The organism is Enterococcus sp. AZ040, assembly GCF_050499185.1.
Lineage (GTDB): Bacteria > Bacillota > Bacilli > Lactobacillales > Enterococcaceae > Enterococcus_D > Enterococcus_D entomosocium.
Window position 1 is genome coordinate 1,451,405 of record NZ_JBMHEW010000001.1, and the last position, 13,931, is coordinate 1,465,335.

Consider the following 13,931-nt stretch of genomic DNA (forward strand, 5'->3'; position numbering starts at 1 on the left):
CTAGGATGGATAAATTAGTTGAGCGTATCAAAACACACGGGAACGTCTTGGGTGAAGGGGTTCTCAAAGTGGACCAGTTTTTGACCCACCAAGTGGATTATGAGTTGATGAGAGAAATCGGTACAGTTTTTGCAGAACGATTTCAAGAAAGTGGGATCACCAAAGTAGTGACCATCGAAGCTTCAGGGATCGCACCAGCACTTTATACTGCAGAAAAGTTGCAGGTACCAATGATCTTTGCTCGAAAAGCAAAGAGTCTGACGATGGATGAAGAGTTGTTGACCGCATCGGTCTATTCCTTTACTAAGCAAGTGACCAGCCAAGTATCGATTTCTAAGAAATTCTTATCTTCAGATGATACGGTATTAATAATTGATGATTTCTTAGCAAACGGACAAGCTGCAAAAGGATTGATCGAATTGTGTCAGCAAGCAGGAGCAAAAGTCGTTGGCATTGGGATCGTAATTGAAAAATCATTCCAAACTGGTCGACAATTGCTTGAAGAAATGGGAATCCCCGTTGTTTCCTTAGCACGAATCGCCTCATTGTCGGAAGGCCAAGTTAGCTTTTTAGAAGGAGATGCCTAATGAAAGAGACGAATAGCCGTTCAGCAGTTTTAGGCTTGCAGCATTTGCTAGCGATGTATGCAGGAGCTGTTGCCGTCCCTTTGTTGATTGGAACAGGCCTCGGCTTTAATGAAGCGCAGATGACGTATTTGATCTCGATCGATATTTTCATGTGCGGAATCGCTACGCTTTTGCAATTAGTCGTCACCCGCTTTTTTGGGATCGGCCTACCAGTCGTTTTAGGTTGTGCCATCCAAGCTGTCTCCCCATTGATTTTGATTGGCACCAAATCAGGAATCAGTGCGATTTACGGAGCGATCATTGCTGCTGGGATTTTCATTGTCTTGATCGCCGGCATTTTTTCGAAAATCAAAGTTTTGTTCCCTCCATTGGTGACAGGAACGGTGATTACCGTCATCGGCTTGACCTTGATTCCAGTCGCCATCACCAAAATCGGTGGAGGGGATGCCGCAGCTGCTAACTTTGGTGATCCAACGAATTTATTGTTAGGCTTTGTGACGATTGCTCTGATCATTGGCGTGCAAGTGTTTGGCAAAGGCTTTATTCGCTCGATTGCCGTACTGATCGGTTTGATCGGTGGGACTATTTTAGCAGCATTATTAGGCTTGGTTGATCTTTCTGCCATCACTCATGCACCTGTGTTTCATTTGCCTCAGCCTTTTTATTTCGGTTTACCAACCTTTGATCTGTGGTCGATCGTCTTGATGATCATTATTTCCATCGTTAGTTTGGTAGAATCCACAGGCGTTTATTTTGCATTGGGAGACATTACTGAAAAACCGATTACAGGCAATGACTTAAAGCGCGGCTATCGTGCGGAGGGCTTGGCGGTGATCCTTGGTGGGATCTTCAATACGTTTCCTTATACTGGATTTTCACAAAACGTAGGTTTGGTTCAACTTTCAGGCATTAAGACGCGCCGTCCGATTTTCTTTTCAGCAATCTTTTTGATCGTATTAGGGTTGTTTCCAAAAGTCGGTGCCATCGCACAGATCATTCCAGAGGCAGTGCTTGGCGGCGGCATGTTAGTGATGTTTGGCATGGTGGCTGTTCAAGGGATGAGAATGCTGAGCAAAGTTGATTTTATGAATGACAAGAACTTGTTAGTGATTGCAGTATCAATCGGTTTTGGTTTAGGGTTCAATATGATGCCCACTTTATTCAGTCAAATGCCTGAAACCGTTCAAATGTTTACAGGCAATGGGATCGTCATGAGTAGTTTGACTGCCATTGTTTTGAATCTGTTCTTTAATGGGCTGCCGAAAGAAACAGACGAAGTGACGGAATTGCGCTTGCAACAGTAAGTTTATTTGATCCAGACGAGGATTTGTCTGGATTTTTTGTATTGTTCCTTTATTTGTCTTATTATCGGATATCTGACGTGTTGAATACATATCTTTGAGATAAAAGCGAACAATGGAAAGTAAAATTTGTTAATAGTTCGAAAATATTTTGACATTGCTCGGGCAACTCGTTACTATTTAGAGGTGAAAGTGAATGTTAGCAGAGCCATGTGACTTTGGGATATCTCAGACGTAGCTTCAAAAGGTTGCTAACAAAATGATTTTCGTAAGAAAAATACTTCTGAGGTTTATTCAGAAGAGAATCGTAAAAAATCAGTGGAGGGAAAATTGAATGAAACCAGCAGTTGCAGTGATTATGGGAAGTCAATCAGATTGGGAAACAATGAAGGAGTGCTGCTTGATTTTAGATGAGTTAGCGATACCTTATCAGAAAAAAGTCGTTTCGGCACATCGTACACCAGATTTGATGTTCGAATTTGCAGAAACAGCCCGAGAAAAAGGGATTAAAGTCATTGTTGCAGGAGCGGGTGGCGCTGCCCATTTGCCGGGAATGGTGGCAGCTAAAACAACATTGCCGGTCATTGGTGTTCCCGTCCAATCACGCGCATTAAACGGTTTGGATTCCCTTTTATCGATCGTGCAAATGCCGGGTGGTGTACCAGTAGCAACAACGGCGATCGGAAAAGCTGGCGCAACTAACGCAGGACTACTTGCAGCCCAGATGCTTTCCATGTATGATTTAGAGATAGCGGAGAAATTAGACGCACGAAGAAATACATTAAAAGAAATCGTATTGGAAAGTAGTGATCAACTTGATTAAACCTTTAATGCCCAACGCAACGATCGGAATCGTTGGCGGAGGACAGCTAGGTCGTATGATGGCAATGAGTGCCAAAGAAATGGGCTTTCGGGTTGGCGTTTTAGACCCTACTGCCAATTGTCCAACAGCCCAAGTCGCTGATTGGCATATTGTTGCTGCCTATGATGATGTGTTTGCTTTAGAAGAAATGGCTCGACGTGCCGATGTAATCACCTATGAATTTGAAAATGTCAGTGTTGAAGCATTGAACTCTATTTTGCCTTACTCACATATCCCTCAAGGCACCGATCTGTTAGCAATCACTCAAGATCGTTTGTTAGAGAAGTCATTTTTAGAGGCAAACAATATCGTGATTGCACCTTATGCCACGATCATCAGCCCGACAGACATCCAAGATGCCATCGATAGCATTGGTTACCCTTGTGTATTAAAAACCACCAGAGGCGGCTATGACGGAAAAGGACAGCACGTGCTTTACAGTACGGCTGATTTGGCGCCTTCCATGAATTTACTTCGCGAAGGAACTTGCGAATTAGAAGCATGGATTCCTTTTGAAAAAGAATTATCGATTTTAGTTGCCGGCAATGGAGAAACCTTTACCACTTTCCCAGTGGTAGAAAACATCCACCGCAACAATATTTTGCATCAAACGATTGCTCCTGCGCGCATTGATCCAGAAGTTGCCGAAGAAGCCAAACGGATCGCTCATATTATTGCGAAGGCATTGGATCTGCAAGGCGTTTTAGCCATCGAAATGTTCCTGACCAAAAGCGGCGGCTTGTATGTCAATGAATTGGCGCCACGTCCGCATAATTCGGGTCACTATTCGATCGAAGCTTGTTCCATGAGTCAGTTTGACGCTCATATCCGCGGCATCTGTGGCTGGCCGTTGCCGGAAGTTTCTTTGCTTTCACCTGCAGTCATGGTCAATGTCTTAGGAGATGAATTGACAGAAACCTATGAGTTGATTGCCACAAAACCTGCTTGGCAATTTCATTACTATGGCAAAGAAGAAGCAAAAACCGGTCGCAAAATGGGACATATCACTATTTTGACGGAAGATATTGCAGAAACCACTGAAGAAATCTATCAAACCAATATTTGGGATTAAAGGAGATAAAAACATGTTAGAGCGTTATACAAGACCAGAAATGGGTGCTATTTGGACCGATCAAAATCGCTACCAAGCGTGGCTAGAAGTCGAGATTTTAGCTGACGAAGCTTGGGCGGAATTAGGAGAGATACCGAAAGAGGATGTTGCATTGATTCGTGAAAAAGCATCCTTTGATATCGACCGTATCTTAGAGATCGAAGCGCAAACGCGACATGATGTAGTTGCTTTTACCCGAGCAGTCTCTGAATCTTTGGGTGATGAAAGTAAATGGGTCCACTACGGCTTGACGTCGACGGATGTTGTTGATACGGCGTATGGTTACTTGATGAAACAGGCTAACGATTTGATTCGGGAAGATTTGAACCGTTTCGTGACGATCATTGGTGAAAAAGCCAAAGAATATAAGCATACCGTGATGATGGGACGTACCCATGGTGTTCATGCGGAACCAACGACCTTTGGCTTGAAATTAGCCTTGTGGTATTCAGAAATGAAACGCAATGTTGAACGTTTTGAGCGGGCAGCAAAAGGGGTCGAAGCTGGAAAGATCAGTGGTGCTGTTGGAACCTTTGCAAATATCCCTCCATTTGTCGAAGAGTATGTCTGTGAAAAACTAGGGATTCGTGCGCAAGATATTTCCACGCAAGTATTGCCTCGTGACCTACATGCAGAATATTTTTCAGCAATGGCATTGATCGCAACCAGCATTGAGAAATTCGCCACCGAGATCCGTGGACTACAAAAATCAGAAACGCGGGAAGTTGAAGAATTCTTCGCCAAAGGACAAAAAGGTTCTTCTGCCATGCCCCATAAGCGTAACCCAATCGGTTCTGAAAATATGGCCGGACTTGCAAGAGTCGTTCGCGGTCATATGGTGACGGCTTATGAAAATGTCTCCCTTTGGCATGAACGGGATATCTCACATTCATCGGCAGAACGGATCATTATTCCGGATACGACGATTTTGATCGATTACATGCTGAATCGCTTTGGCAATATCGTCAAAAATCTGACCGTTTTCCCAGAGAATATGAAGCGCAATATGAATGCGACCTTTGGATTGATCTACAGCCAACGGGTGATGTTGAAATTGATCGATCACGGGATGACCAGAGAGCAAGCCTATGACTTGGTTCAGCCGAAAACAGCGCAAGCTTGGGATGAACAAACGGATTTCCGCCCATTGTTAGAAGCTGATCCAGCAATCACGGATGTTTTGACCAAAGCTGATTTGGATGATGCGTTTGATTACAACCATCATTTAAAACAAGTTGACACGATCTTTGAACGTGTCGGTTTAGCCGAATAAAAAAAGCTGCAACCTTGAGACCTCCGTCTTAAGGTTGCGGCTTTTTTAATAATTTTCAGCTAAGTAGGTCAATAGATCAGGTGCTAAACCAGTTGCTGATTGGTTTTCCTGGCGATCTTCTAACATGGAAACCATCAGAAATCCTTGATCTTGCGAATCGAAGGCGAATAAGAAGCTGTTTTCTTGGCCTTTTTCATCTTGCTTTTCTTTGATTTCAGCAGTTCCTGTTTTGGCAGCTAGCGGAATGTTCAGCGCTGCCAAAGAGTGTGCCGTTCCGTTGGCATCTGAGACAACAGCTGTCAAATCTTGATTGATTTGCTCAATCGTCTCTGGTTTAAAGACTTCTTTGTCTTTTTGCTCTGCCTCTTTCAATAAACGAGGATAAACCAGTTTTCCTTGATTGGCAAAGACCGAATAAGCAGCAGCTTGCTGAATGGGATTCAGTAACAGTTCTCCTTGTCCATAGCCGGTATCTGCCAGTAAAATCTCTGAGTTGAAGGAGTCTTCATTGGAAATTTGAGCAGGATTCATCGCAATCGGTAAATCCAACGTTTCACCAAAAATCAATTTCGACAAACCGTTACGAAAAGCATCTTCACCCATAGCTAAGGTTTGTTGTGCCATATAGATGTTATCAGAGTAAACCAGTGCATCTTTTAGATTGACAGAAGCTACGTCGCTGACTCTGGTGACAAAGTAGTCCCCCCACGAGCTGTCTTTTTGCCACTTCAATCCATCGATCGCAATACTTTGGGTAGGGTCGATCGTACCATTTTCTAAGCCAATCGCTGCCGTGATGGTCTTAAAGGTCGAACCTGGTGCATAGGCCGTAGCAAAGCGGCTGATGAAAGGCAAGTCTTCGTTTTGTTCATACGCATCGTAGTCTTCTTGGGAGATCCCTTGGGTCATTTTATTGGGATCATAACTCGGTGAGCTGGCTAATACCAGCAGATCACCGGTTTTTGGTTCTGTGACGACCGTGGACCCCGCCTGATTTTGTAAGGCGTCAAAAGCTGTCTTTTGGGCTTGTGCGTCAATGGTCAGTTGGATATCTTTACCATCTGCCCGTTCTTTTTCTAAAAGAACCGATTTTTCAGCACCGTCTTCATCTGTGATGGCGATTTTTCCGCCATTTTCGCCCCGCAACTCTTTGTCAAAGGCAGCTTCCAGACCACTACGACCAATTTGTCCGTTGCTTGCTAGCGTTTCATCCTTTTCGATATCTTCTGCAGTCACGTTCCCTAGATAACCAATCAACTGGGCAGCGGCTTCTCCAAGAGGATAAGTCCGTCCCGTCGTTTCTTTTAAACTTGTTCCAGTTGGCATTTCATCGGTTGGTTCGATAATCTTCAAGGGAACGAACAACTCATCTTGGACCCACGATTGAGCCAATGCTTGATCGATCGCATCTTCTGTTAGGTCAAAACGCTCCGCGATTGCTTTGATATTGGCGGTTTTTTCGTCTCCCGTACCCAGCTGTCCTGGAATGACGCCTAGTTGATAGAGCGTGCCATTTTCTGCTAGCGGTTCGTTGTTTCGGTCTAAGATTTCTCCACGTGTGGCATTATCTACAGAGATACTAACTTTGTCTTGTCCTTCCATTCCCGGAAAAATCAATTGAGGCGCCCAATCGATCTTGGCTTGGTCATCAGCCAGAGTAATCGTGCCACTATAAGACAGCTCGGTTAATTCACCTAACGAGGTGGTTAAGGAACCGTTGTATTGGAAATTGAATTGATCGGAATCCTTATCATCGGGCGTTACCTCAATTCCTGAAGCTTTAAATGATTCGGCACCGATACCAGTGAAAATCGCTTCGTATTTTGCGGAGACTTCGTCTGCGGTAAAGCCGTTTGATTCCAAACTTTCTTCGGCCAGTAAAGCCGATAGATCGCTGTACTTCTGATCAGATATAGCATCGATAAAGGAATTGAGGACTTTTTTTGCTGCTGCTTCTTCTTGCCGATTTTGATAGACCGTATAGCCATAATAACCGCCACCAAGTACTAATAAGGCGGCAGGTAGTGCCAGCCAGACGAAACGCTTAGGTTTTTTCGCTGGTTTTTCGTTGCGAGACCGCCGATTTTCTGACATATTATTGTTCCTCCTTTAGTGCCGACAAACGGGCGTGATAAAGCGGCAACAGCGTTTGATAAACTGCTAAAATATCCGCCATTTCAACGTCTTCGATCATTTCTTTTGGAAAGATCTTGCCAATTTGAAGTTCACTTTTTTTGACTTTCTGTAATCGTTCTAAGTAGGTTGGCCATTTAGCGATTGGAGAGTGGTCATACTTGGTATGATCAGGAGATAGCGTAAAGTCTGCTGGCAATTGATCAAATAATTCTTTTTGAGCCAGCCAAGATTCCGCGATCGTTGCTTGATTTTTCGGTTGATCGATCACACTGAGCCAAACAAAGACATACTCTTGATTGATCCCAATTTGAAAGTGGGCATCCATTTTATAACCACGCTTGTTAGGGCCGATCCCCGCCCACGTTTCGGCAGGAGGGTAGACGGTTCTACGCCGATGCTGTGCGATATGCAAATAAAAAGGGTCTTGACAGCTTTCTTCAAATAATGGGATCGCTGCCTCGCCGATGGTTTGGAAAACCGGCTGGATCTCTGAACGGATTTTTTCCATTCTTTCTTCTAATGTTTCTAAAGCAAAAGCATCAAATGACTGTTTTGTAAATAGCATAATCGTGTCCTTTCTTTTGTCTGAAAACAGTATAACAAAAAAAGCCCGTAAAATTTCGGGCTTTTGTTTTTTTTATCTTATTTTTATTTAGTGATCACCCGTCAGTGCGTAGCGTGACTTAAGTTAAAGGTAGGGGCTTGACTTTGTTCCTTCAAAAGATGCAAAAGATCGTCTAAAAAAGAAAAGTCCATTTCTTCTAAATTAAAATAAATACGGAAAGAATACGTATGTTTAAATAAGCTTTGACGATGTATCTGGTGAATGATCAATTCGTCATTGCGGCCATTTTGAAATTGTAGAACTCTTTTTTGTTCTTCTGCATAGTGAGGACGTGCCCCTTTTTTGAAGGGACTGAATACATAGAAACTCGTTTGTTGGTTAATGGAAAGGATTTGCTGCACGGCCAATAATTCGTTATGGAGCTGTTGTTTTTCTTTGTCTGTTAGATGAGCTAAAAAAAGTTCAGCACGATTCTTTAGCGACCACATATAGTACTCCTCCTTGAATGTAGCTACAATACGACCTAAATATAGCATGAAAATAGAATGTTGTAAACGCTTTATAAAACCCTTCGCCAGTCAAACGGGAGAGGTAAACTTGCTTGACGGGATGAAAGGCGAACATTCGTGTTTATTAATGTGTAAATGTACAGATAATCGTTGACCCGCTTTTTCAGCGTTGTTAGAATAATAAACAAATAAAGATGTGTGTCATCGCTATGTGAAAAATAATACTTAACTGAGGTGGAATATGGAATCAGAAGTGCTTCTTTATGAAGGAAAAGCCAAGAAATTGTTTAAAACCAACGAAGAAGATGTGTTGAGAGTCCTTTATCTGGACCAAGCAACTGCGCTGAACGGTTTAAAGAAAGATGCAGTCGCAGGGAAGGGTGCCCTAAACAATCAGATCACTGCGCATCTTTTTCAGCGTTTAGCTGATAAAAATGTCCCAAGTCACTTTCTTCAATTAGTGTCTAAACACGAACAATTAATTCGAGCTGTCACCATGATTCCTTTAGAAGTCGTTGTTCGCAATACGGCTGCTGGTAGTTTTTCAAAGCGCTTGGGCATCGAAGAAGGAACCAAACTGCCAAAGCCGATCGTGGAGTTTTACTACAAAGAGGATCGCTTAGATGATCCGTTTATCAATGACGATCATGTGTTCTATTTGGGTCTTGCCACAAAAGAGGAACTGGACCTGATCAAAAAACTGGCACTACAAGTCAACGCTGCGTTACTGGAAATCTTTGCAAGTATCCAGATTCAACTGATCGATTTTAAAATCGAGATCGGCAAAACCAAGAAGGGCGAGTTGCTCCTGGCTGATGAGATCTCACCAGATACTTGCCGCTTATGGGATATGGGTACAAATGAACATCTTGATAAAGATGTCTATCGTCGTGATTTAGGGGACATCGTTCCTGTTTATGAAGAAGTTTTAAATCGTTTAGAAAAGGAGAATTCAACATGTATTTAGTCAAAGTTTACGTCACTTATAAGGAATCTGTTTTGGACCCTCAAGGAGAAGCCGTCAAAGGAGCTGTTCATCGCTTAGGATATCAAGATGTCAGTGATATTCGCATCGGGAAATACTTTGAAATCAAAGTGACACCTTCCAACAATCAAACACAAGCAGCAGTAGCAGAGGAGATTGAAGCGATCTGTGACAAACTTTTAGCAAACGTCAATATGGAAACCTACCGTTATGAAATAGTTCAAATGGAGGAAGCAGCCCTATGAAATTTGCAGTGATCGTCTTTCCTGGATCAAATTGTGATGTTGATTTGATGTGGGCAATCAAAGATATCATGGGGGCAGAAGCAGAATATGTGCGCCATGATGCAGAAAGCTTAGCCGGTTTTGACGGTGTTTTGCTTCCAGGAGGATTTTCTTATGGTGATTACTTAAGATGCGGAGCGATTGCCCGTTTTTCTACGATCATGTCAGAGGTCATTCGTTTGGCAAATGAAGGCAAACCTGTCTTTGGTACCTGCAATGGGTTTCAAATTTTAACGGAAGCGGGCTTGTTACCAGGGGTTTTACAAAGAAATGAATCATTGCATTTTATTTGCAAGCCGGTCCGTCTGCAAGTGAATAATCGAACAGCTTTTACTTCTGAATATGAAACGGATCAAGTCATTACGCTTCCTGTCGCTCATGGTGAGGGCAATTATTATTGTGATGAAACGACTTATCAGGAATTGGTTGCCAACAATCAAATCGTTTTCCGTTATGAAGATAACGTCAACGGCAGTCTACACAATATCGCTGGTATCTGCAACAAAGCAGGCAATGTCCTAGGCATGATGCCTCATCCAGAACGAGCGATGGAAAGTTTATTAGGCTCAGAAGATGGCAAGAAGTTTTTTGCTTCATTATTGAAAAATTTTGGGAAGGTGCCGGTAAATGGATAAAATGATCGTAAAAGAACCTACACCACAAGAAATCAAAGACACGAAATTATACGAGCAATGGGGATTGACCCAAGAAGAATATCGGATGATCTCAGAAGATATTTTGGGACGTTTACCAAACTATACCGAAACTGGACTCTTTTCAGTGATGTGGAGTGAACATTGTTCTTACAAAAATTCCAAACCTGTTTTGCGAAAATTCCCGACAGATGGGCCGCAAGTACTGCAAGGTCCGGGAGAAGGTGCGGGTATCGTGGATATCGGCGATGATCTAGCTGTCGTATTTAAAGCGGAAAGCCATAATCATCCTTCTGCGGTGGAACCTTATGAAGGAGCAGCAACTGGTGTTGGTGGAATCATCCGCGACATCTTCAGTATGGGAGCAAGACCGATTGCTGTTTTAGACTCCTTACGATTTGGTGAGTTAGATAATCCAAGAACGAAATATCTTTTGGAAGAAGTTGTTGCTGGGATCAGTGGCTATGGCAACTGTATTGGGATTCCGACCGTCGGTGGTGAAGTGGCATTTGATCCTTGTTATGAAGGCAATCCATTAGTCAATGCCATGTGTGTAGGGATCATTGCTCACAAGGATATTCAAAAAGGGCAAGCCAAAGGTGTTGGAAACACCATCATGTATGTCGGCGCAAAAACAGGACGCGACGGGATACACGGGGCGACTTTTGCATCGGAAGAATTTGTCGAAGGAGAAGAACAACAACGTTCCGCCGTACAAGTCGGTGATCCTTTTATGGAAAAACTTTTGTTGGAAGCTTGTTTGGAATTGATCGTGGATCATTCGGACATTTTAGTCGGAATTCAAGATATGGGTGCTGCTGGATTGGTTTCTTCTAGTGCCGAGATGGCATCAAAAGCCGGATCAGGGTTGCGTTTAACGTTAGATGATGTTCCACAACGAGAAACCAATATGACGCCTTATGAAATGATGTTGTCAGAATCCCAAGAGCGGATGCTGATCTGTGTCAAAAAAGGGCATGAAGCTGAAGTGGAAGCCCTCTTTAAGAAATACGATCTAGAAGCAGTCGTGATCGGTGAGGTGACGGATGATGGCAACTATCGTTTGTTCCATCATGGACAGGAAGTCGCTAATTTACCAGTGGATGCTTTAGCTGAAGATGCACCGACTTACTACAAAGAGATGGCAGAACCAGCACGGATCAAAGTGTTTAAGGAAACACCGGACTTTGTTCCAGTGATTCATTCAGCAACGTCTGTATTTGCGGATCTGCTGCAGCAGCCGACGATCGCTTCGAAACGCTCGATTTTTGAAACCTACGATTCGCAAGTTCGTACCAATACCGTGGTAGGACCCGGCAGTGATGCGGCCGTTTTACGAATCAAGGGAACCAATAAAGCCTTGGCGATGACGACTGACTGTAATGCTCGTTACCTTTACTTAGATCCTGAAGTCGGCGGACAGATCGCAGTTGCAGAAGCTGCTCGAAATATCGTCGCTTCCGGTGGGCGTCCATTGGCGATCACTGACTGCCTTAACTTCGGCTCGCCAGATAAACCAGAAGGATTCTGGGAGTTATCTACGGCTGCTGACGGGATCTCAGAAGCTTGTCGTGTACTAGAGACACCAGTAATCTCTGGGAACGTCTCCTTATACAACGAAACGGACGGACAATCGGTCTATCCAACGCCTGTAATTGGGATGGTCGGATTGATTGAAGAGCTGGCGCATATCACGACGCAGCATTTCCAAGCAGCAGGGGATGTGATCTATGTCCTAGGGGAAACCCATGCTGATTTCAATGGGTCTGAATTGCAAAAACTGCAGACAGGAAAGATCGCTGGGCGTTTAATGTCCTTTGACCTTGAAACAGAAAAAACGAACCAACATTTGGTTACCGCAGCGATCCAAGCAGGTCTTGTTCAAAGTGCCCACGACTGTGCCGAAGGTGGTTTAGCGATCGCTTTAGCCGAATCCGCTTTTGACAAGGGCTTTGGTCTAAATGTGACCGTGTCATTGCCAGCAGCACAATTGTTTTCAGAAACCCAATCCCGTTTTGTGCTTTCAGTCGCACCTGATAAGCAAGCAGCTTTTGAAGCACTGGTAGGTGCTGCTGCAATAGCGATCGGGGAAGTGACTGCTGATGGCCAGATTCGCATGCAAGCACAAGATGATACGATCGAGATGCCCCTTACTGAGGCGAAATTGAAATGGGAGGAAGCCATTCCATGTTTAATGAAGTAAAGAGCCTCAACGAGGAATGTGGGGTTTTTGGTGTTTGGGGTCATCCAGATGCCGCTCGTGTCACCTACTTCGGACTACACAGTTTGCAACATCGCGGCCAAGAAGGTGCTGGGATCGTCACGAATGATGCGGGAAAACTCAATGGTCACCGTGATTTAGGGTTGCTAGCGGAAGTGTTTTCGGATGAACGTGTCCTCCAGCGTCTGACAGGGGATGCTGCCATTGGTCACGTTCGTTACGCAACTGCTGGTAATGGTAGCGTTGATAATATTCAACCATTTTTATTCAAATTTTTTGATCAGCAGATTGGCTTAGCTCATAACGGCAACTTGACGAATGCGAAAAGTCTACGGAAATCATTAGAAGAGGCTGGTGCGATTTTCCACTCGAATTCCGATACAGAGATTCTCATGCACTTGATCCGTCGCAGCGAAGAACCGCTTTTTATGGATCGGGTCAAGGAGGCATTAAATCAAGTTAAAGGTGGATTTGCGTACCTTTTACTGACGGAAAATGCCATGATCGCAGCACTAGACCCCAATGGCTTTCGGCCATTGTCAATCGGGAAAATGGTCAATGGTGCTTATGTGGTGGCTTCAGAAACCTGTGCGTTGGAAGTCATCGGTGCGGAATTTATTCGTGATGTCCGACCGGGCGAAGTCGTGATCATTGATGATGCAGGCATTCAAATCGAGCAGTATACCCAAGAAGTACAACCGGCGATTTGTTCGATGGAGTTTATTTATTTTGCCCGTCCTGATTCCAACATCGCTGGCGTCAATGTTCATCGTGCCCGTAAAAATATGGGCCGTCGCTTGGCAAAAGAGGCGCCGATCGAAGCGGATATGGTCATTGGTGTACCGAATTCATCCTTATCTGCTGCCAGCGGGTACGCAGAAGCTTCAGGTATTCCTTATGAATTGGGCTTAGTAAAAAATCAATACATTGCACGAACGTTTATTCAACCGACACAGGAGTTAAGAGAGCAAGGCGTGCGAATGAAGCTCTCAGCTGTTCGTGGCGTAGTCGAAGGCAAACGAGTGATTCTAGTCGACGATTCGATCGTCCGAGGAACCACCAGCCGCCGTATCGTGCAACTGCTAAAAGAGGCAGGTGCCAAAGAAGTTCATGTGCGTATCGGTTCGCCGCCTTTGCGCTATCCATGTTTTTACGGGATCGACATTCAAACGAGAAAAGAATTGATCGCAGCCAAATATACGGAAGCTGAGATTTGCGAAAAAATCGAAGCAGATTCTTTGGCCTTTTTAAGTGAAGACGGGTTGATCGAAGCGATCGGTTTAGATTTCGACGCACCTTACTCAGGATTGTGTATGGCCTATTTCAATGGCGATTATCCAACCCCTTTGTATGATTATGAAGAAAACTATCTCGCGTCTTTAGCTGAATAAATTGTAGGCAAAAATGGTTTTTCAAACGAAGCAGTGAAGGACCGCTGGTTTAC

Annotated in this window: 13 protein-coding genes; 10 read left to right on the top strand and 3 right to left on the bottom strand. The window is 44.0% G+C overall.

The genetic code is table 11. The features are described from left to right. Positions 1–5: 5 nt before the first annotated feature. From IGK63_RS06690 to purB, 5 genes are all read left to right on the top strand, one after another. A complete protein-coding gene (locus IGK63_RS06690; protein ID WP_016613323.1) occupies positions 6–587 on the top strand; it encodes a xanthine phosphoribosyltransferase in 582 nt (193 codons plus the stop codon). After that, positions 587–1,891, top strand: coding sequence for a nucleobase:cation symporter-2 family protein (locus IGK63_RS06695; protein ID WP_016613324.1), 1,305 nt, complete (start codon positions 587–589; stop codon positions 1,889–1,891). Before IGK63_RS06690 ends, IGK63_RS06695 begins: the two co-directional genes overlap by 1 nt. A gap of 331 nt (positions 1,892–2,222) precedes the next feature. Beyond that, the gene (gene purE / locus IGK63_RS06700; RefSeq protein ID WP_005236418.1) at positions 2,223–2,711 is read left to right on the top strand and encodes a 5-(carboxyamino)imidazole ribonucleotide mutase; all 489 of its coding nucleotides are present in this window, start codon (positions 2,223–2,225) and stop codon (positions 2,709–2,711) included. Next, entirely contained in the window at positions 2,695–3,822 is a 1,128-nt protein-coding gene (purK, locus tag IGK63_RS06705; RefSeq protein ID WP_016613325.1) for a 5-(carboxyamino)imidazole ribonucleotide synthase, read from the top strand. Before purE ends, purK begins: the two co-directional genes overlap by 17 nt. Positions 3,823–3,835: 13 nt before the next feature. Further along, a complete protein-coding gene (gene purB, locus IGK63_RS06710; protein WP_008381467.1) occupies positions 3,836–5,134 on the top strand; it encodes an adenylosuccinate lyase in 1,299 nt (432 codons plus the stop codon). A 45-nt stretch (positions 5,135–5,179) separates the two neighbouring features. Here purB and IGK63_RS06715 read toward each other — a convergent pair whose 3' ends face one another. From IGK63_RS06715 to IGK63_RS06725, 3 genes are all read right to left on the bottom strand, one after another. Continuing rightward, positions 5,180–7,228, bottom strand: a complete 2,049-nt coding sequence (locus IGK63_RS06715) for a penicillin-binding transpeptidase domain-containing protein (protein WP_016613326.1) — start codon at positions 7,226–7,228, stop codon at positions 5,180–5,182. 1 nt (position 7,229) lies between these two features. Beyond that, a complete protein-coding gene (locus tag IGK63_RS06720; protein ID WP_008381464.1) occupies positions 7,230–7,835 on the bottom strand; it encodes a DUF1054 domain-containing protein in 606 nt (201 codons plus the stop codon). A gap of 101 nt (positions 7,836–7,936) precedes the next feature. Further along, positions 7,937–8,371, bottom strand: a complete 435-nt coding sequence (locus IGK63_RS06725) for a hypothetical protein (RefSeq protein ID WP_005236409.1) — start codon at positions 8,369–8,371, stop codon at positions 7,937–7,939. 214 nt (positions 8,372–8,585) lie between these two features. Between IGK63_RS06725 and purC the strand changes: the two genes are divergently transcribed. Genes purC through purF form a run of 5 tightly spaced genes read left to right on the top strand, consistent with a single transcriptional unit; the run spans position 8,586 to position 13,878 of the window. After that, positions 8,586–9,311, top strand: a complete 726-nt coding sequence (gene purC / locus IGK63_RS06730; RefSeq protein WP_005236408.1) for a phosphoribosylaminoimidazolesuccinocarboxamide synthase — start codon at positions 8,586–8,588, stop codon at positions 9,309–9,311. Then, a complete protein-coding gene (gene purS, locus IGK63_RS06735; protein WP_005230018.1) occupies positions 9,302–9,574 on the top strand; it encodes a phosphoribosylformylglycinamidine synthase subunit PurS in 273 nt (90 codons plus the stop codon). Before purC ends, purS begins: the two co-directional genes overlap by 10 nt. Continuing rightward, complete coding sequence (gene purQ / locus IGK63_RS06740; protein ID WP_016613328.1) at positions 9,571–10,248, top strand: phosphoribosylformylglycinamidine synthase subunit PurQ; 678 nt, start codon at positions 9,571–9,573, stop codon at positions 10,246–10,248. Before purS ends, purQ begins: the two co-directional genes overlap by 4 nt. Next, on the top strand, positions 10,241–12,469 hold the full coding sequence (gene purL / locus IGK63_RS06745) for a phosphoribosylformylglycinamidine synthase subunit PurL (protein ID WP_016613329.1): 2,229 nt from the start codon (positions 10,241–10,243) through the stop codon (positions 12,467–12,469). The genes purQ and purL overlap by 8 nt, the downstream gene beginning before the upstream one ends. After that, entirely contained in the window at positions 12,454–13,878 is a 1,425-nt protein-coding gene (gene purF / locus IGK63_RS06750) for an amidophosphoribosyltransferase (RefSeq protein ID WP_016613330.1), read from the top strand. The genes purL and purF overlap by 16 nt, the downstream gene beginning before the upstream one ends. Positions 13,879–13,931: the final 53 nt, after the last annotated feature.